Source organism: Pseudomonas sp. NY15463 (genome assembly GCF_048068415.1).
Classification (GTDB): Bacteria; Pseudomonadota; Gammaproteobacteria; order Pseudomonadales; family Pseudomonadaceae; genus Aquipseudomonas; species Aquipseudomonas mosselii_C.
Genome location: NZ_JBLUQD010000009.1, coordinates 167,838 through 186,866, shown reverse-complemented (window position 1 = coordinate 186,866; position 19,029 = coordinate 167,838). Strand labels below are relative to the sequence as shown.

The following is a 19,029-nucleotide window of genomic DNA, read 5'->3' as shown; positions in this document are numbered from 1 at the left end:
CGCCGACGGCTCCTACACCTACACCCTCGACACCAGCGACCCGGACTTCAAGCAGTTGCTCGGCGGCGGTACGGGCGTGGAACACTTCACCTACACGATCAAGGACGCCGATGGCGATACCAGCACGGCCACCTTGACGCTCGACATCAAGAACCTCGACGACCCGGTCAAGCTCTGTGGCCTGGATGTCGAGGGCGGTGAAGTGACGGTGTACGAAAAACACTTGGGCGACGGCAGTGCACCGAACACCGGCGCGCTGACCCAAGGCGGCACCTTCACCGTCAGTGCCCCGGATGGCTTGCAGACCCTGACCGTGGGCGGCATTGCGGTAGTCAGCGATGGGGTAGCGGCGGGCTTCCCGCAGTCGGTCACCACGCCTTTGGGCAACACTTTGACCATCACCGGCTACAACGCGGACACCGGGGTGGTCAGCTACACCTATCAACTGCTCGACAACGAAACCCACGCCAACGGCGACGGCACCAACAGCCTTTCAGAACACTTCACCGTCACCGCGACCGATGGGGACGGCAGCATCGCCAGCGGCTCGCTGGACGTGAACATCATCGACGACGTGCCCAAAGCGGTGGATGACCAAAACGCCACGCCTGCCACTGAACTGCACACCGAGCTGACCGGCAATGTGCTGGACAACGACACCCAGGGCGCCGACCGCGTGCCGGGCGGCATGGTCCAGGGCGGCAGCTTCACCGGCACCTACGGCACCCTGCTGCTGAACGCCGACGGCTCCTACACCTACACCCTCGACACCAGCGACCCGGACTTCAAGCAGTTGCTCGGCGGCGGTACGGGCGTGGAACACTTCACCTACACGATCAAGGACGCCGACGGCGATACCAGTACGGCCACGCTTACCTTGGATATCAAGAACCTCGATGATCCGGTCAAGCTCTGTGGGCTAGATGTCGAAGGCGGGGAGATCAAGGTCTACGAGAAGAACCTCTGCGACGGCAGTGCGCCCAACCCTGCCGACCTGACTCAAGGCGGCACCTTCATCGTCAACGCGCCGGACGGCCTGAAAACCCTGGCCGTAGGGGGCATCATTCTGGTCAATGACGGCGTGGCAGCAGGCTTCCCCCAGTCGGTCACCACGCCTTTGGGCAACACTTTGACCATCACCGGCTACAACCCGGACACCGGGGTGGTCAGCTACACCTATCAACTGCTGGACAACGAAACCCACGCCAATGGCGACGGCACCAACAGCTTGGTGGAACACTTCACCGTCACCGCGACCGACCTCGACGGCAGCGCCGCCAGTGGCTCGTTGGATGTCAGCATTGTCGATGATGTACCCAAGGCGCATTGTGATTTCGCCGACGTCACCGAGGGCGGCAGCGTCAGCGGCAACGTGCTGGCCAACGATGTGATTGGCGCCGACGTGCGCGCAGATAGCCACTACGTGGTCGGTGTACGCGCGGGTGGCGACACTTCCACCTCGGCCATCGGCCATGTGGGCGAGCAGATCAATGGTGTGTACGGCTACCTGATCCTGGACGCTGACGGTAATGGCACTTATCACGCCAACGCCAACCAGCCCCTGCCACAGTGGGCCGGCGACACCTTCGTCTACACCATCCGCGATGCCGATGGCGACGAGAGCACCGCAACCATCACCATCAATGTGCAGGACTGCAAGCTGGTGGCCGGTGAGGATGACGTGACGGTGTACGAGAAAGCCCTGGACCTGTGCAAGACCGGCAACGACCTGGCGCCGGGCACGGTGGTGGGCAGCGATCCGCATTCCAGTGCCGAGACCGCTAGCGGTTCGGTGGCCGATGCCGTGAGCGGCGGGGTCGGTGCGCTGACCTTCAGCTTGGTGGGCAATGCCATGGGGCAGTACGGGCAGATCCTGCTCAACGCTGATGGTAGCTACACCTATACCCTGACCTCCGCGCCCAATTCGCCAACCCACGCTAACGACGGCGCGAACGTGGTCAGCGAAAGCTTCACCTACCAAGTGAAGGATTCGCTGGGCAATACCACCACCAGCACCATCGTCATCAACATTGTCGACGACGTGCCCCAGGCACATTGCGATTACGCCGATGTCAGCCAAGGCGGCAGTGTCAGCGGTAATGTGCTGGCCAACGATGTGATTGGCGCCGATGTGCTCGCAGATGGCCAGTACGTGGTCGGTGTACGCGCAGGCCACGATACCTCCACCTCGGCCATCGGCCACGTGGGTGAGCAGATCACTGGCTTGTACGGTTACCTGACCCTCGATGCCCAAGGCAACGCCACTTACCATGCCAACGCCAACAGCGTGTTGCCGCCGTGGGCCTACGACAGCTTCGTCTACACCATCCGCGACGCCGATGGCGATGAAAGCACCACGGTCGTCCAGATCAATGTGCAGGACTGCAAGTTGGTGGCTGGCGTCGACAGTGACGTGACGGTGTATGAGAAAGCCCTGGACCTGTGCAAGACCGGCAACGACCTGGCGCCGGGCACGGTGGTGGGCAGCGATCCGCATTCCAGTGCCGAGACCGCCAGCGGTTCGGTGGCCGATGCCGTGAGTGGCGGGGTCGGTGCGCTGACCTTCAGCTTGGTGGGCAATGCCATGGGGCAGTACGGGCAGATACTGCTCAACGCCGATGGTAGCTACACCTATACCCTGACCTCCGCGCCCAATTCGCCAACCCACGCCAACGACGGTGCGAACGTGGTCAGCGAAAGTTTCACCTACCAAGTGAAGGATTCGCTGGGCAATACCACCACCAGCACCATCGTCATCAACATTGTCGACGACGTGCCCCAGGCACATTGCGATTACGCCGATGTCAGCCAAGGCGGCAGTGTCAGCGGTAATGTGCTGGCCAACGATGTGATTGGCGCCGATGTGCTCGCAGATGGCCAGTACGTGGTCGGTGTACGCGCAGGCCACGATACCTCCACCTCGGCCATCGGCCACGTGGGTGAGCAGATCACTGGCTTGTACGGTTACCTGACCCTCGATGCCCAAGGCAACGCCACTTACCATGCCAACGCCAACAGCGTGTTGCCGCCGTGGGCCTACGACAGCTTCGTCTACACCATCCGCGACGCCGATGGCGATGAAAGCACCACGGTCGTCCAGATCAATGTGCAGGACTGCAAGTTGGTGGCTGGCGTCGACAGTGACGTGACGGTGTATGAGAAAGCCCTGGACCTGTGCAAGACCGGCAACGACCTGGCGCCGGGCACGGTGGTGGGCAGCGATCCGCATTCCAGTGCCGAGACCGCCAGCGGTTCGGTGGCCGATGCCGTGAGTGGCGGGGTCGGTGCGCTGACCTTCAGCTTGGTGGGCAATGCCATGGGGCAGTACGGGCAGATACTGCTCAACGCCGATGGTAGCTACACCTATACCCTGACCTCCGCGCCCAATTCGCCAACCCACGCCAACGACGGTGCGAACGTGGTCAGCGAAAGTTTCACCTACCAAGTGAAGGATTCGCTGGGCAATACCACCACCAGCACCATCGTCATCAACATCGTCGACGACGTGCCCCAGGCACATTGCGATTACGCTGATGTCAGCCAAGGCGGCAGCGTCAGCGGTAATGTGCTGGCCAACGATGTGATTGGCGCCGACGTGCGCGCCGACGGCCAGTACGTGGTCGGTGTACGCTCGGGTGGCGACACCTCCACCTCGGCCATCGGCCATGTGGGTGAGCAGATCACCGGGCAGTACGGTTATCTCGTCCTCGACGCCCAAGGCATGGGCACCTACCACGCCTATTCGAATCACCATTTGCCAGCGTGGGCCAGCGACACCTTTGTCTACACCATCCGCGATGCCGACGGTGACGAAAGCACCACGACCATCACCCTCAACGTCAAGGACGGCAAACCGGCAGACTGCGACGATCAGGGGCGTGGACCTGGCCAGCAAGCGCAAAGTCATCACGACGCCGGCGCAGCCAGTCAAGCCCAGGTGATTCGTTTCGATGCCCCGGACAACAAGGCGGTGAACCAGTACCGCGACTTGGCGCGCAGCGAATTCACCGGCCTTGCGGGCAGCATGACCGCCGCGCTGGTGGTGGCGGGTTACCTGGGCGCAGTGGGCGGCGCCAATGCCGAAGACCGCTTCACTGTCAACCTGCACAAGGGCGAGACGCTGACCCTCGACCACGATCGCCCTGCCGGTAACCTGGTGCTGGCCTGGAAGGATGCTGGCGGCAGCTACCAGACCTTGGCCGATGGCGGCAGCTTCACGGCAAGCCATGACGGGCAGTACAGCATCCGCGTGACCAACATGGCCGACAGCGTGGGCGGCAGCAAGGCTGCGGAAAACTACAAACTGAACCTGGCGGTGGATTACAGCCAGGCTGGCAAGGGGCCTGAAGACACAGGACATGACGAGCATCGTGACGATGCCCAGGCCGGGTACGGGGGGCCGCGCCTGGCCGATGACGCGGTGAGGCATGGCGGCAGTCAGCCGCATCCGTCGGCAAGCGAGCACCCCGTTCACTCAGCAGACAACGCTGGAAGCGCCAAGACCGGGGCGGGCATGGAAAATCTGCTAGGCCCTGACCACGACGAGCTGTATGGTCAGGCCACTGAACAGACGTTCAAAGGCAGCGAGGGTAGCGATACGTTCGTTTGGCATAAGGGCGACAGTGGTCATGACACGGTCATCGACTTCACCCCGGGCAGCGATCATCTGGACCTGTCGCAGCTCTTGCAGGCTGAACAGGGCGGTGCAACCTCGTTGGACGAGTTGCTGAGCTTCAAGGTCAGTGGTACTGGGGCCAATGTGGTGTCGACCATCGAGGTCAGCCATGTTGGCGGTGGTGCGCACAGCCAGAGCATCGAACTGGCCGGAGTAGACCTTGCCCAGCACTATGGCGTCTCGGCCGGGGCGGGCGGGTTGATCGCCGCAGGGCATGACACCGCGACCATCATCAACGGCATGCTCAATGATCATTCGTTGAAGGTGGATACGGTGTAGCTGCCGTTGCCGGCGGCGTTTGCAGGTGAGGGCGCTGGGGGCAGATCAGCAGTGCCCGGCAGCTCAGCGCAGAGCAGGCTATGATGCGTTCAGTGCGGTCGGCGCAGGGTTTTCTGCCGCAGGATGTACAGGCTGACCAGTACCGCGCTGGTCAGCATGAACACGCGTGCCCAGAACAGCGGCACCAAGTAGCAAGACAGGCTGATGCTCGCCCACATCAGGCCAATCGCGTACACCTTACCCTTGAGCGGAATGCCTTCACCGCTGAGGTAGTCGCGGATCCAAGGCCCGAGCTTCGGGTGGTGGACCAGCCAGGCATGAAAGCGCGGCGAGCTGCGGCCAAAGCAGGCCGCTGCCAGCAGCAAAAAGGGCGTGGTGGGCAGTACCGGCAGGAATATCCCCGCCACCCCCAGCGCGACGCTGAGCCAGCCGACGGCCAGCAGCAGGTAGCGCACCACCTCGATCAGTGGTGGCGAGGCTTGAGCAGAGCCGGTTTCTCTTCTGGAGCGTGCAGCAGCAGGAACAGTGCGCTGAGTGCCTCGGGGATTTGCACGATCATGTCGTCCTGCAGGTTGGCATTGCTGGCGATATCGGCGAACTCTGGTTGTTCGTCGAACAGGCCCGAGCCGACCATGATCGGCAGCAGCATTTCGCTGACTTCTTCTTCGGCGTTCTCGAACCAGGCCTCTTCACGCAGGAACACGCCTTCCATGAAGCCGATGCACCAGCCGCGCAGGTCGGAGTCGTCCGGCTCGTCGGTCAGGTCCAGCTCGCAAGGCAGGTCGAATTCTTCGTCGCTGGCCAGTTGGCGGGCGATGTGGCCCTTGAGCGCGATCAGAGTGGCTTCGATCTCGGTGCGCTGGGCGTCGCTGGCGTAGTGCGGTTCCTCGGCGAACAGCGCATCGATCCACTCACGCTCTGGCACTTCCTCCGAGCAGATCGACAGCGCGGTCAGGTAGCCGTGCGCGGCGACATAGTCCAGTGCTTCTTCGTGCAGTTCGTCGGCGTCGAGGAAGGCTTGCAGGCGGGTCAGTTGCTCGGCGAAGGACATTACAGGGCTACCTTGGGGGAATAAACGATAGTGAATTCTAGCACCTTGCGGCGCTGGCAGGGTAAAGGGAACGTCTGTCACCGGGGCATGCCGGGGCGTGGAGCACTCGGGTATACTGCGCGGCTTTTCATGCCGGGGGCGTTTTCGCCCACTTGGCAAAAACCGCTTACGCATTCGGTGCGCGTGCGGCGGGTTTATCGTCCAGCCTGTGTGCAGGTTGGTGCGGCGATTTTGGAGTGGCAAATGCTCGAACAGGCTCAGCGCGTTCTCAAGGATGTCTTCGGTTACGACAGTTTCCGGGGGCGTCAGGCCGCGATCATCGAATGCGTGGCCGGCGGTGGCGATGCCCTGGTGCTGATGCCCACTGGCGGCGGCAAGTCGCTGTGCTTCCAGGTGCCAGGGTTGTTGCGCCCGGGGTTGACGGTGGTGGTGTCGCCGCTGATCGCGCTGATGGACGACCAGGTGGCCACCCTGGATGAGCTGGGCGTGGCTGCTGCTGCGCTCAATTCCACGCTGAGCGCCGAGCAGCAGCGTGACCTGGCCGGGCGCCTGCGCCGTGGTGAGGTGAAGATGCTCTACCTGGCGCCTGAGCGCCTGGTGCAGCCGCGCATGCTGGACTTCCTGCGTGGCCTGGACATCGCCTTGTTCGCCATCGACGAAGCGCACTGCGTATCGCAATGGGGGCACGACTTCCGCCCCGAGTACCTGCAATTGGGCCAGCTCGCCGAACTGTTCCCGCATGTGCCGCGCATCGCCCTGACCGCCACCGCCGACATGCGCACCCGCGAGGAGATCGTCCAGCGCCTGCACCTGCAGGGCGCAGAGCGCTTCCTGTCGAGTTTCGACCGGCCGAACATCTTCTACCGCATCGTGCCCAAGGAGTCGCCGCGCAAACAACTGATGGCTTTCCTCGGCGAGCGCCGGGGCAATGCCGGAATCGTCTATTGCCTGTCGCGCAAGAAGGTCGATGAAACTGCCGCTTTCCTTTGCGAGCAGGGTTTTCCGGCGCTGCCCTATCACGCGGGCCTGGCCGCCGAGACCCGTGCGGCCAACCAGCACCGCTTTCTCAACGAGGAAGGGCTGATCATGGTCGCTACCATCGCCTTCGGCATGGGCATCGACAAGCCCAACGTGCGCTTCGTGGCCCACCTCGACCTGCCCAAGTCGCTCGAGGCCTACTACCAGGAAACCGGTCGCGCCGGGCGTGACGGCCTGCCCTCGGATGCCTGGATGGCCTATGGGTTGCAGGACATGGTGATGCTCAAGCAGATGCTGCAGAACTCCGAAGGCGACGAGCGCCACAAGCGTATCGAACAGCACAAGCTCGACGCCATGCTGGCCCTGTGTGAAGAAACCCGCTGCCGCCGCCAGTCGCTGCTGGCTTACTTCGACGAGGTGCTGGAGCAGCCCTGCGGGCATTGCGACAATTGCGTCGACCAGGTGCAGACCTGGGACGCCACCGAGCCCGCACGCCAGGCGCTGTCGGCGGTATTCCGCACGGGCCAGCGCTATGGCGTGGGCCATCTGGTGGACGTGTTGCTGGGCAAGGACACTGAAAAAGTGCGCAACTTCGGCCACGAGAAACTCTCGGTGTTCGGCGTCGGCAAAGCTCTGGCAGAGGCCGAGTGGCGCTCGTTGTTCCGCCAACTGGTGGCGCGCGGCCTGGTGGATATCGACCTGGAAGGCTATGGCGGCCTGCGCCTGTCCGACAGTTGCCGGCCATTGCTGCGCGGCGAGGTGAACCTGCAACTGCGCCGCGACCTCAAGCCACAGACCGTGGCCAAGTCTTCCGGCAGCAGTGGCGCCAGCCCGGCCAGCCAATTGGTACGCGCCGAGGAGCGCGAACTGTGGGAGGCCCTGCGGACCCTGCGGCGCAAGCTGGCCGAGGAGCACAGCGTACCGCCGTATGTCATCTTCCCCGACTCCACGCTGCTGGAAATGCTGCGCAGCATGCCCACCAGTCTCAGCGACATGGCCCAGGTCAGCGGCGTCGGTGCGCGCAAGCTGGAGCGCTATGGCCAGGCGTTCCTCGAAGTGCTCAACGGCGCCGGAGGCACCGAGGAGGCGCCGAAGGTGGTGCTCGACCTGCGCCACGAACTGGTCAGCCTGGCTCGTGCCGGTATGACCCCGGCGCAGATCGCCGGTCAGTTGAGCTGCAGCGAGAAGAATGTCTACAGCCTGCTGGCCGAGGCCATCGGCCGCCAGGAGCTGAGCCTGGAGCAAGCTCTGGACTTGCCCGAAGAGCTGATGATGGAGGTGCAGGACGCCTTCCTCGACGGCGAGGGCGAGTTGCCGCCGGTGTCAGCCATTGCGCCGCTGTTTGGTGCGCGGGTACCTGAGGGTGTGCTGTATTGCATCCGTGCGGCCTTGGCGGCGGAGTTCGAGCTTTGATCGAGGGCATTTGCGCTATTGACTGACCTTGGTCATACCCGTTGACGGCTAACGGTCTTGCCTGATCGGGGCGAGCATGATTAGCTGACTAACAATTAGTTTTATTCATCGAGTTACTTATGCCCCTGACCGACAACCAACACCGCTTTGGCATGCAGCTGGCCCAGATGTCCCGGGGTTGGCGAGCCGAATTGGACCGCCGCCTGGCCGGGCTCAACCTGTCCCAGGCCCGCTGGCTGGTGCTGTTGCACCTGGCGCGCTTCGACGAGGCGCCCACGCAGCGCGAATTGGCCCAGAGCGTCGGTGTCGAGGGCCCAACGCTGGCCCGTTTGCTCGACAGCCTGGAAAGCCAGGGCCTGGTCCGTCGCCAGGCGGTGATGGAGGATCGTCGGGCCAAGAAGATCCTGCTGTGCCCGCCGGCCACACCGTTGATCGAGCAGATCGAGACGATTGCCAATGCCCTGCGGCTTGAGCTGTTCACCGGCGTCGACGAGGCTGACCTTGAGACGTGTATGCGCGTGCATGCGAAGATCCTCGGCAATCTCGAAAAATCCTGACATGTCCGACAGAAAGCCATACATCGTCATTACTTATTGCACCCAATGCCAATGGCTGCTGCGCGCCGCCTGGCTAGCCCAGGAACTGCTCAGCACCTTCGCTGACGATCTTGGCCAAGTGGCCCTGGAGCCTGGCACTGGCGGGGTGTTTCGGATCACTTGTGACGGCGTGCAGTTGTGGGAGCGCAAGGCCGATGGTGGTTTTCCCGAAGCCAAGGTGCTCAAGCAACGGGTGCGCGACCAGATCGATCCGCAGCGCGACCTTGGCCACAACGACCGCTGATTAAGTGTCCTCGGTGAGCGTACTCTGGCGTGGCGGCTGCTCGGCCGCCAGGCGACTGGACAGCACGATGGCGAAGATGATCAGCGCTCCGCCTGCGAGCATGCGCAAGGTCGGGGTTTCGGCGAATATTGCCCACGCCACGGCGATGCCGTAGACCGGCTCCATGCCGAACACCACGGCGGCGGTGCGTGCCTTGATCACGGCCAGCGCGGCGACGAACAGGCTGTGCGCAATGCCGGTGCAGAAGATGCCCAGCAGCGCGATCCACAGCCAGTCCAGCGGTGCTACCGCACCCAGACCGGGGGCTGCGAACGGCAACAGGCACAGGCCGACCACGAAGTTTTGGCAGAGCGCCGCCTGGGCGGCCGGCAGGCGCCCAGAACCGGCACGGTTGGTCAGCGACAGCAACGAGAACAGCAAACCTGAGAGCAACGCCCAGAGCAGCCCGCCAGTGGCTTCGCTGGCAAGGTCGAACTCAGGCGTCACCAGTACCAGACCGATACTCACCAACACTACCAACAGGGCCTCGTTACGGCGGATGCGTTCGCGGAACAGCAGCCCTTCGAGGATCACCGTGAATGCCGGGAAGCTGGCGAAGCCCAGCGTGGCGATGGCTACACCACCTACCTTTACGGCGATGAAGAAACTTACCCAGTGTCCAGCCAGCAACACCCCGCCCAGCAACAGGCGGTGCAGGTCGGGCCTGCTCAATGTCTGCCAGGCCTGGCGCGTGAAGCCTGCGAACAGGCCCAGGGCGAGCACGGCGAAGACGGCGCGGCCAAAGACGATGATCGAGGGGCTGGCGCTGCTGGCCAGTTTGCCGAAGACGCCGGTTAGACCGAAGAACAGCGCGCCGATGTGCAGGGCGCCGAGGGCGGTGCGGTGGTTCATGGGAGTCCTTTTGCAGGCGATGTTGATGCAACTGGCCAAGTCTAACGCTCAGGGCAAACGCCTGCTGTCGCCAGCCTTGCGTCAGTTGTCGCCAGACTCGCGCCGCAGTCTCAGTGGTGAGCAACCGAACGCCCGCAAGACTGCCGCCGAGAACGCGCTCTGCGACGCGTAACCCACCTGTGCTGCGATCTCGCCCACCGGCAAACGGGTTTCGTGCAGCAAGCGCCGGGCCTTCGACAGGCGGCGTTGACGGATGTAGTCCATTGGCGTCATCGCACATTCCTGGATGAAGCGTGCATGCAGGCGCGCGCTGGACAGGCCGGCCAGGCGGGCCAGGTCGGCTACCTGCAACGGGTGGGCGGCGTGCTGCTCGATATGCGCGTCGAAGGCGGTGTAGGGCAGGCGAGTGCTGGGTTTGATCTGGGCGGTGGCCTGCGGGTTGAGGCTGGCCAGCAGCAGTGCCGCGCCTTGGCGGGCGATCAGTGGGTCGTCCACCGGGCTTGCGGCGAGCCAGTCCACCAATTGCTGCTGGCGGTTGTCCAGGCCGAGGGCGGCGGGGTGGTCGAGCAGGCGGCGGCTGGCGTCGGCGTGGGCGCCTAGTTGGTCGCTGAGCCAATGGTCGCTTGGGATGTCCAGGACGAGGCAGTGGCTGCCGGTGGCGCTGGCGCAGGTGTGGTGGGCTCCGGCGGGGACTACGATCAGGCTTTGGCGGTCTATTCGGGCGCCTTGGCCTTGTACCTCGAAGTCCAGGCGGCCGTGGAGGCCGAACACCAGTTGTGGGTGGTCGTGGCTGTGGGCGATCAGGTCGTTGTGGTAGTGGCGTAAGGTGAGGAGGGGGCCGGTGGTCATCGGGGGATCCTTCTTCGCAGGGAGCAAGTGTACGCCCTGGTCTGGATTTGGCGCGGGTTTCGTGTTGGTTTGCTTGGTTACTGGTTTGTTTTTATAGATTTATGCGCATTCATTAGTGATGTCGACTTTGAGTCAACTTTCCGCCTTTACGGCGGGTCCCTTTTTGAAGCATCAAAAAGGAACCAAAAAATGCTCGCTCCATTCATTCGGCCCCTGCGCTTCGCTCCGGGGTTCCCTCGCTGCGGTGACTTGCGGGCCCGCGCGGCCTCCGACTTGCTACGCAAGTCTACATCTCGCGCCTTCGGCTGCGCCGAAGGGTGCTGCGCACCTTGGGCCCTCCAGCCACCTCCGCTCGGCCTACTGAAGTCGCGAAGTTACGGGTGGCGCCTGTACTTGCGCAGCTAACCGCTAGTTGCAGTTGTGGGGCCTCGGGATTACAGGACTGCGCCCAGCCTGAACCCAGCTCTGTACCTGTAGGAGATTACCCAGCCCTTTGGGCTGCGCTGTCGCGCAGAGAACTGATTTCGCAAGCGCGCCGCGTACCCTGTGGGAGCGGCGGTTCGGCGCCCCGACTTGCCCGCGAAGCAGGCGACTCGGTGTATGGCACCGGCTTCGCCGGTGTTCGCGGTGGTCCGGCACTCCGGCAAGCCCGCTCCCACAGATTCCTTCTAAATCAACAAGTTATGTGTAGTTCTATGAGGGCGGGCTCGCCCCGCGAACACCGGCGTAGCCGGTGCCATCCACTGCGAAATACATTCATCACTTCAAACAAATAATTCTGCTGCTCTTGCTCTTGCTCTTGCTCTTGCTCTTGCTCTTGCTCGGTGCTCTTGCTTCTAAGCGCGCAATAGCCCAGGCGCCGCCAATTGCGACTTCAGGAGGCCGAGTGTAGGCGTCTGTAGGGCCAGGTGCGCAGCACCCTTCGGCGTAGCCGAAGGCGCGAGATGTAGACTTGCGTAGCAAGTCGTAGGCCGCGCGGGCCCGAAAGGCGCCGAAGCGAGGGAACCCCTGCGCGCAGCGCAGGGGCCGGATGATGGAGCGAGCATTTTTGGGTTCCTTTTTGATGCTTCAAAAAGGAACCCGCCGTAAGGGCGGAAAGGTGACTAAAAGTCAACATCAATAATGAATACGTATAAAGCTATCAAAACCGAAAAGTTAACTAAAAATCAACCAAGCCAATAAATGCACATACAACCAACCCCCCCAAAAAAGACCGCGAAAAAGCAAGCCCACGGTCCAATGAGGGAGACTCACTGCTGAGTAACCGTAGCCATGTTGGCATTCCCGTATTGGGTGATAGAGGCCGCCTGCCCAGCCCCACGTTGATCGACAAAGGCCTGGTTCGCATTCCCCCCCTGCGTCACATAAGCAACATTAACGCCATCGGCCTGTTTGACAGTCGCTTGGTTACCGCTGCCATACAGTTGGTAGGTATAACTCTGGTTCCCACTCCCGGACTGATCGAGCGTGACACTACCACCATTGCCAGCCACGACGCCTTGCGCGTAGTTGCCAACCCCACGCTGATCAGCGATCAACACGTTGTCACTGCCGTTTTGTTCGAAGTACAACTCGTTGTTGCTGTCAGCCTGGCGTGTCTGCATCTGGTTACGGTTGCCATTCTGACGCAGTTGGGCAAGTTGGCTGCTGCCTTCTTGGGTCAAGTTGACGCTGTTGCGGTTACCTGACTGGTTGATGTCAGCCCGTTGGCCGCTGCCGAACTGCCCGCCGAGCTTGTCGCCCTTCCAGTTGCTGGCCAACACCGTGTTGTTGTTACCCTGGGTGCTGATGTTCAAGCGCTGGTCGTCACCGCTCTGGTAGGTGAAGTGCAGGTTGCTGTTACCCACCTGGGAAATGCTGGTCACCGACTGGTTGGTCTCGAACTGATCCGACCAACTGGCATTGCCGCGACCGTTCTGGCTGAGACTGACGCTATTGGACTGGCCGAAGCTCTGGTCGACGTAGCCTTCGTTGAGCTGGCCGTTCTGGTACACCTGCACCTGGCTGCCCACTTGGTTGTCCTGCCAGACTTCCACCGAATGCCCGGTGCCGTACTGGCTGATGCCCACGCTGCCGCCGACGCCGTCGCGTTGGTCGCCATAGGCCCAGTTCTGCCGGCCTTGCTGGTAGATGGCAAGGTCCCCGTTCACCTGGTTCAACTGCTCGGCGGCGGCTTGGTTGTCGTTACCGTCTTGCTGGATCAGCGCCTGGTTGCCGCTGCCGCTGAACAGTTGTTCGATGGTCGCCTGGTTACGCTGGCCCACCTGGTCGGTGGTGGCTCGTACACCGGACTGCGACTCCTGCCAGATGATCGACTGGTTGGCGGTGCCTTGCTGCTGTTGCAGGGCCTGGTTGTCTTGCCCCATCGACTGGCTGGCGAACGCATCGTTGAGGGTGCCGCCGGCCTGCTGGGTGATCTGGCTGCCGTGCTCGAACAACTGCTCGGCGTAACCTGCGTTGTACGAACCGCTGGCGCTTTGCTGAATATTGCTGCTGCTGTCTTGTTGCACCGCCAGGTGATTGTGTCCGGTCCCGGTCTGCTCCTGGGTGGCGGAGGCATACGGCGCGTGGGCTTGCTGCACATCGGCGATGTTGTTGTTGCCCTGTTGGGTTTGGGTCGAGCTGCTATCGTCGGCCACGGCGTAGCCGGCCAGGGCGAGGACGATGGTGGAGCTCAATGGGGCGAGCTTGTACATGGGGTGCCTCCTGGTCTGACGCTTGGGGGTTAACGGTATTGACTGATATGAACCTGCAGGCCGTTACCCGCCTGGGTCACGGCACTGGTCAGGCCGTTGCCGGTCTGTTCGATGGTGGCGCTATTGTGGTTGCCGAGCTGCTCGATGGCCGCGCTGTTGCCGCTGCCGGTCTGGCGGATCGACGCGTCGTTGGCGTAGCCCTGCTGGTTGATCGAGGCCATCAGGTCGCTGCCTTGCTGCAGGATGTAAGCCTCCTGCGCTCCACCGGCCTGGACGATCTGCCCCAGCAGGGCCTGACCGTTCTGGTCGAGGGTGGCGCGGTTGCTGTTGCCTTGTTGCCCGATCAGCGCCACTTGCCCGGCACCGGCTGGGAGCAGGCGTACCACCAGCGGCTCGCCGAGGTCGTTGCCCAGCGCCAGGTCGGCGTTGTCCATCAGGTCGGCGGCGCTGACCTGGCCCGCCAGGGCCAGGCACAGCAGCAGTGGGTAGAAGCGTTTCATGGCGTGCCTGCGGCCTATTGGCGGACCACGTTCACGGTGCGCACGCTGCCTTGGCTGCTACGCACGGTGGCGGTCGGGTTGGCGGTGGGGACCACGCTGGTGCTGTTGCTCACCAGCAGGCGCCAGCGGCCGTTCGCCGGCACGGTCGTGGTGCCCAGGGTCACCAGCCCGGCGGTGCTGGTCACTTCCACGGTGACCGTGTTGCCGGTCGTGATCGACGATGTACCGCTGATGTCCCAGTTGTAGCGGTTGTTCGAGCGCGCCTGCACCGTTGCAGCGGTGACGGCGAAGGTCTCTTGTGGCGGTTTCGGCGACACCTGTACGGTGACCGTGCCGGGTGTCGAGTTGGCGCCGATCGCGTCGCGGGCGACGTAGGTGAAGGTGGTCGTGAACGCGGCGGTGACCGTGGCCGGAGGGGTGTAGGTGATCGCCGTGCCATTGATGACCGCCGAACCACGACCGGCCGGTGTCGGCTGCGTGACGCTGGCGATGCTCAGCGGCAGGTTGCCTTCTGGGTCGGTATCGTTGGCCAACACGTTGATGGTCAGCGGCACGCCTAGGGTCGCGGCGGTGTCGGCGACTGCCGTGGGTGGCTGGTTCGGCGCGACGTTGACGGTCACTGTGGCCGGTGCCGAGGTCAGGCCCTTGGCGTCCATGGCGCGGTAGCTGAAGGTGGCTACCTGCGGCGTGGTCGCACCGGCTGGTGGGGTATAGATCACCGAGGTGGTGCCGTTCATCGCAACCCCCCCAAGGCCGGTGCCGGGTTGAGTGAGGTCGGTGATGCTCAGCGGCAGGTCGCCGTCCGGGTCGTTGTCGTTGGCCAGCAGGTTGAGCGTGATCGGAACACCCACGCTGGTGCTGGCGGTATCGGCCTGGGCCACCGGCGGCTGGTTGCCCGCCGCGATTGGCGCGGCGCCGACCACGATCACAGGCTCCACGTCGCTACCACCATGGGCGGATTTGACCGTGACGCTCGCCGGTGGCTGGGTCAGGTCGCTGACGCTCAGGCTTTGCGCCACGCCGGCCTTGGACATGCGCCCGTAGCCCTGGACGATCAGGTCCGGTACCTGTACTTCGTCGCTGGAGCGGGCCTCTACCACCAGGCGTTTGCTGACCCAGTCATAGCGCGCATTAGAGACCTTGACCACGTCGCTGAGCTTGCTCGACAGCGCGGTTGGTTGGGTGCCGGCAGCCGCGTCGCTGGCCGTGACCACGACCACCGAGGGAGGCGCGGCCTGGCTCAGTTGTTGGCTGAAGAACAGCCCGTTGTTGTCGGCGAGCAGGCTGAACTGACAAGGTGAGGGCGGTGTGCCCACCAGCGCCACGCCGTTGCGCAGGCACAGGCTGGCACTGTTGGGCGCCTTGGCGAACACCTCCACGCGGGTGCCAGCGGCGTTGCGCTGGTAGGTGGCGCGTTCGAGCGTGACCGGGGTCTGCTGGCGCGCATCGAGCAATTTGCCGGAAACCGTGAACAGATTGGTCTCGATCGTGCCTGCCGGGCCCTGGATCCGTACGAAGTTGGTACCAAAGGGGCTGCCGAGCACCGGCTCGGTGATATTCGGATCGCCGATGAACGTTTCGCTGGCGCCTGTGTCCGGGTTGACCTCGGTGTACGGCGCGCCCAGGCCGCGCAGGAACGGTCCGATGTTCCCGTTCAGCGCACCGCTGAAGTTGCCAGGCGCGCCAATGCCGATGTCGCGCGTCAGGTTGATGGCTCGACGCCCAGGTGTGGTGACATTGAAGGTGTCCACGCCGAAGGGGTGGGTAACGGTATAGGTGCCGGCCGTGGGCACCGAGACGCGGATGCGAATGCGCGCGAAGCTTTGTTGATCGCCGTTGACCGGGTTTTCCGCCGCGAAGGCGGCCTCGACGCCCGCGACATAGGCGTCGAGCGCGTAGCCGCTATTGCCCACAGCCGGGAGGGTGGCCTCGGCGAGGAACCAGAACATCTCAGGCGGCCAGTTGTCCGGGAACACCAGCGGCAGTGCATCGTCGTAGATGCCCGGCTCAGGCAGCAGGGTGCACATGTAGGACGGTGCGCCTGGGGCGCCGGCGACCCGCGAACTGGTCGCGCGCGACTGGCACAACTCCAGCTTGCGGCCTTCGGCATCGCCGTACCACATCGGGAAGCCTCCGGTGGCGAAGGTATAGGGACCTGGGTCGACCTCGCTCAGCGCGGCCCAGGCCATGCTGCTCATGCTGAGGGTGAAACCGGCGGCATACAGCGCCTGGCGCGACCACGTATTCATACTGCCTCCTTGAAGGCGGGGGCTTTGGCTGTTCATGGCTTGAGCACCACGTCTTCGATATCGCTGCCGCCGTGCGCGCTGGTGACTCGTACGGTGGCGGGGGGAATCGGGGTATGCCCGAGCGACAGGCTTTTGGCCGGCCCGTCGCCGCTCAGGCCACCGATCGTGGTGCCGTTACCGGTGGTGGCGGTCAGGGCCGGTGGCGAGGTTTCGTCGCTGGTACTGGCCTCGATGCTCAGTTGGCCGCTGGCCAGGCTGTACTCGGCACGGGTGATGGTCACCAGGTCTGTCAGGGGCATGGGTGTGGTGGTGGGGGCGCTGGTGGCAATTGCCAGGCTGTTGTCGGCGGTCACCAGCAAGGTTTGCGGCAGGCTGGGGTCGAGCGCCGACTGGACATACCAGCTACCGGTCCCGTTGGCCTCGGTAAAGGACAGCGTCGGCGACTGGCTGTTCAGGGTGACGCTGGCCGGGGCGGGCGGGGCGAGCACGAAGACGTCCTGTTGGGCCTTGAGCGTGCCATTTTCGGTATGCCGGGAGTAGGTACTGCGCAGCGCAATCTGCGGGGTTGGCAGGTTGACGCTGGACAGCTTGCCGGATACCGCGAACAGCGTGGTGCGCAGGTCGATGCCGTTGGGGCCCTCGATGCGTACGAAGTTGGTATTGAACGGGCTGCCGGTGACGGCCTCCTCCAGGTTGGGGTCGCCCAGGAAGCGCTCGCTGGCCCCGGTGTTGGGATCGGTCTCGGTGTACGGACCGTTGACGCTACGCAGGAACGGCCCGACATCGCCCTTGAGGGCACCGGTGAAATCGCCCGGGGCGCCAATCCCGATATCGCGGGTCATGTTGATCGCACGGCGACCGCCAGCGGGTACATCGAATACTTCGACGCCGTACGGGTGGGTGATCACGTAGGTCCCGGCCACAGGTACATCCACGCGGATACGAATGCGCGCGAAGCTGATCTGGTCGCCATCGACCGGCTCGTCGGTACTGAACGCCGCCTCAATGGCGGCGCCATAACCCAGGTCGATGCCTTGGGCGGCGTTGACGATCGAGGCGTCAGCGGTGAACCAGAACGCCTCGTCAGGGAAGTTGCTGGGGAAATTGATCGGCTGGGTATCGTCGAACACGCCAGGGGTTGGCAGTAACGTGCACATGTACGAGGGCGCGCCGGGCGTACCGGCGATTCGCGAGCTTACGGCCTTGGACAAGCACAGGTCGAGTACGCGGCCGTGGCTATCCTGGTACCAACTGGGGAACTTGCCGGTGGGCTGGGCATAGGGGCCTGTGTCGACCGCATACAGCGCAGCCTGGGCCGGTAGCTGGAGCAGGCTGGCGAAAATCGCCGTAGCCAGCAGGTGGGGGGTCGGTCGGTGCATGAGTCGAATCTCCTGCAAACGGGCCCAGGGTATGGGGCGTCTGAGGAGGTGGTGGCAACAGTTGTGCCAGGTGTTGTGAGCACGGCTGCGGCCCTTGTCGTACAAGGGTTCACGCGTGAATGCGGGGGCGTGCGGGGGAAGCGGCGCAGTGGGCGGGGACACCCAGCTTTGGGGAATTGGGTACAACTGCGGCAGGGGTCAGCGCCAACCCTCGGCGACTACTCTGAGCGCTGCGCTGCGCTGCGCTGCAAAAGCAAAGCCCGCCATGTAGGCGGGCTTGCGGATATCGGCCTGGCTTCAACGCTGCGGGTTGAGGGTCAGGTGCACATGACGGTTGACGTCCTTGTACAACAGGTAGCTGAACGGACCTGGGCCACCGGAGTAGCAAGCTTGCGGGCAGAATGCGCGTAGCCACATGAAGTCACCGGCTTCGACCTCGACCCAGTCTTGGTTCAGGCGATACACGGCCTTGCCTTCGAGCACGTACAGGCCGTGTTCCATCACATGGGTCTCGGCGAACGGAATCACGCCGCCAGGCTGGAAGGTCACGATGTTCACGTGCATGTCGTGACGCATGTCGGCCATGTCGACGAAGCGGGTGGTGACCCAGCGACCTTCGGTGCCCGGCATCTCGATCACGGTGGCGTTGTCACGGTGGGTGACGAACGATTCCGGCACCGGCAGGCCTTCGACTTTCTGATAGTGCTTGCGCAGCCAGTGGAAGGTCACGTTGGCTTTGCTGTTGTTGCGCAGGCTCCATTCGGCGCCCGGTGCCAGGAAGGCGTAGCCGCCCGGGACCAGGGTGTGGTGCTTGCCTTCGACGGTGATGTCGATCTCGCCTTCGACTACGAACACCACCGCTTCGGCGTTCGGGTCCAGCTCGGGACGCTCGCTGCCGCCTTCGGGAGCGACTTCGACGATGTACTGCGAGAAGGTTTCGGCGAAACCGGTCAGCGGGCGGGCGATGACCCACATGCGCATCTTGTCCCAGAACGGCAGGTGGCTGGTGACGATGTCACGCATCACGCCCTTGGGGATGACGGCGTAGGCTTCGGTGAACATGGCACGGTCGGTCAGCAGCTCGGTTTGCGCCGGATGTCCGCCGTGGGGAGCGAAGTAGGAAGGTTTCGACATGAACGGTCTCGACTTGTTGTTCTCTCCCCAATGCCTGGGACCACACCGGCCGGTGCGTGCAGGGGATGTGCGGACAGCATAAGAGCCTGTCCGTA

General features: G+C 63.6%; 13 protein-coding genes. 4 read left to right on the top strand and 9 right to left on the bottom strand.

All coding sequences use genetic code 11. The features are described 5' to 3' along the window. The coding region (locus tag ACNFIC_RS22175; protein ID WP_416782018.1) for an Ig-like domain-containing protein at positions 1-4,954 on the top strand (4,954 nt) is incomplete at its 5' end. 89 nt (positions 4,955-5,043) lie between these two features. On the opposite strand, the gene ACNFIC_RS22170 is transcribed toward ACNFIC_RS22175, so the two are convergent. Together ACNFIC_RS22170 and ACNFIC_RS22165 are read right to left on the bottom strand one after the other, a co-directional pair. Further along, complete coding sequence (locus ACNFIC_RS22170) at positions 5,044-5,409, bottom strand: YbaN family protein (RefSeq protein WP_138218285.1); 366 nt, start codon at positions 5,407-5,409, stop codon at positions 5,044-5,046. An 8-nt stretch (positions 5,410-5,417) separates the two neighbouring features. Beyond that, entirely contained in the window at positions 5,418-6,005 is a 588-nt protein-coding gene (locus ACNFIC_RS22165; RefSeq protein WP_138218284.1) for a YecA family protein, read from the bottom strand. Positions 6,006-6,248: 243 nt separating this feature from the next. Here ACNFIC_RS22165 and recQ point away from each other — a divergent pair, with 243 nt between their 5' ends. From recQ to ACNFIC_RS22150, 3 genes are all read left to right on the top strand, one after another. Then, positions 6,249-8,396, top strand: a complete 2,148-nt coding sequence (recQ, locus tag ACNFIC_RS22160) for a DNA helicase RecQ (RefSeq protein ID WP_416782015.1) — start codon at positions 6,249-6,251, stop codon at positions 8,394-8,396. Between the two features lie 119 nt (positions 8,397-8,515). Further along, positions 8,516-8,953 (top strand): MarR family transcriptional regulator, encoded by a 438-nt coding sequence (locus ACNFIC_RS22155; protein WP_138218282.1) that lies wholly within the window; start codon positions 8,516-8,518, stop codon positions 8,951-8,953. A 1-nt stretch (position 8,954) separates the two neighbouring features. Continuing rightward, a complete protein-coding gene (locus ACNFIC_RS22150; RefSeq protein ID WP_138218281.1) occupies positions 8,955-9,236 on the top strand; it encodes a SelT/SelW/SelH family protein in 282 nt (93 codons plus the stop codon). Here the strand turns inward: ACNFIC_RS22150 and ACNFIC_RS22145 are convergent, their stop codons facing one another. The 7 genes from ACNFIC_RS22145 to ACNFIC_RS22115 form a co-directional block, all read right to left on the bottom strand. Then, positions 9,237-10,127, bottom strand: coding sequence for a DMT family transporter (locus tag ACNFIC_RS22145; protein WP_416782014.1), 891 nt, complete (start codon positions 10,125-10,127; stop codon positions 9,237-9,239). An 81-nt stretch (positions 10,128-10,208) separates the two neighbouring features. After that, entirely contained in the window at positions 10,209-10,976 is a 768-nt protein-coding gene (locus tag ACNFIC_RS22140) for an AraC family transcriptional regulator (protein WP_138218279.1), read from the bottom strand. Between the two features lie 1,250 nt (positions 10,977-12,226). Next, complete coding sequence (locus ACNFIC_RS22135; protein ID WP_416782013.1) at positions 12,227-13,672, bottom strand: curlin; 1,446 nt, start codon at positions 13,670-13,672, stop codon at positions 12,227-12,229. A gap of 29 nt (positions 13,673-13,701) precedes the next feature. Next, the gene (locus ACNFIC_RS22130; RefSeq protein WP_416782011.1) at positions 13,702-14,172 is read right to left on the bottom strand and encodes a curlin; all 471 of its coding nucleotides are present in this window, start codon (positions 14,170-14,172) and stop codon (positions 13,702-13,704) included. A gap of 14 nt (positions 14,173-14,186) precedes the next feature. After that, complete coding sequence (locus tag ACNFIC_RS22125; protein ID WP_138217958.1) at positions 14,187-16,421, bottom strand: Ig-like domain-containing protein; 2,235 nt, start codon at positions 16,419-16,421, stop codon at positions 14,187-14,189. 32 nt (positions 16,422-16,453) lie between these two features. Beyond that, positions 16,454-17,800 carry a hypothetical protein gene (locus ACNFIC_RS22120; RefSeq protein ID WP_416782010.1) on the bottom strand — a complete coding sequence of 449 codons (1,347 nt, stop codon included), beginning with the start codon at positions 17,798-17,800 and terminating at the stop codon, positions 16,454-16,456. A gap of 297 nt (positions 17,801-18,097) precedes the next feature. Further along, complete coding sequence (locus tag ACNFIC_RS22115) at positions 18,098-18,934, bottom strand: bifunctional allantoicase/(S)-ureidoglycine aminohydrolase (RefSeq protein WP_138217956.1); 837 nt, start codon at positions 18,932-18,934, stop codon at positions 18,098-18,100. Between the last annotated feature and the right edge of the window lie 95 nt (positions 18,935-19,029).

Bases quoted from the DNA above. Each gene is read 5' to 3' on its own strand.
- ACNFIC_RS22135 (WP_416782013.1), bottom strand. From the start codon at position 13,672: ATGTACAAGCTCGCCCCATTGAGCTCCACCATCGTCCTCGCCCTGGCC.
- ACNFIC_RS22140 (WP_138218279.1), bottom strand. From the start codon at position 10,976: ATGACCACCGGCCCCCTCCTCACCTTACGCCACTACCACAACGACCTG.
- recQ (WP_416782015.1), top strand. From the start codon at position 6,249: ATGCTCGAACAGGCTCAGCGCGTTCTCAAGGATGTCTTCGGTTACGAC.
- ACNFIC_RS22130 (WP_416782011.1), bottom strand. From the start codon at position 14,172: ATGAAACGCTTCTACCCACTGCTGCTGTGCCTGGCCCTGGCGGGCCAG.
- ACNFIC_RS22120 (WP_416782010.1), bottom strand. From the start codon at position 17,800: ATGCACCGACCGACCCCCCACCTGCTGGCTACGGCGATTTTCGCCAGC.
- ACNFIC_RS22145 (WP_416782014.1), bottom strand. From the start codon at position 10,127: ATGAACCACCGCACCGCCCTCGGCGCCCTGCACATCGGCGCGCTGTTC.
- ACNFIC_RS22150 (WP_138218281.1), top strand. From the start codon at position 8,955: ATGTCCGACAGAAAGCCATACATCGTCATTACTTATTGCACCCAATGC.
- ACNFIC_RS22125 (WP_138217958.1), bottom strand. From the start codon at position 16,421: ATGAATACGTGGTCGCGCCAGGCGCTGTATGCCGCCGGTTTCACCCTC.
- ACNFIC_RS22115 (WP_138217956.1), bottom strand. From the start codon at position 18,934: ATGTCGAAACCTTCCTACTTCGCTCCCCACGGCGGACATCCGGCGCAA.
- ACNFIC_RS22155 (WP_138218282.1), top strand. From the start codon at position 8,516: ATGCCCCTGACCGACAACCAACACCGCTTTGGCATGCAGCTGGCCCAG.
- ACNFIC_RS22165 (WP_138218284.1), bottom strand. From the start codon at position 6,005: ATGTCCTTCGCCGAGCAACTGACCCGCCTGCAAGCCTTCCTCGACGCC.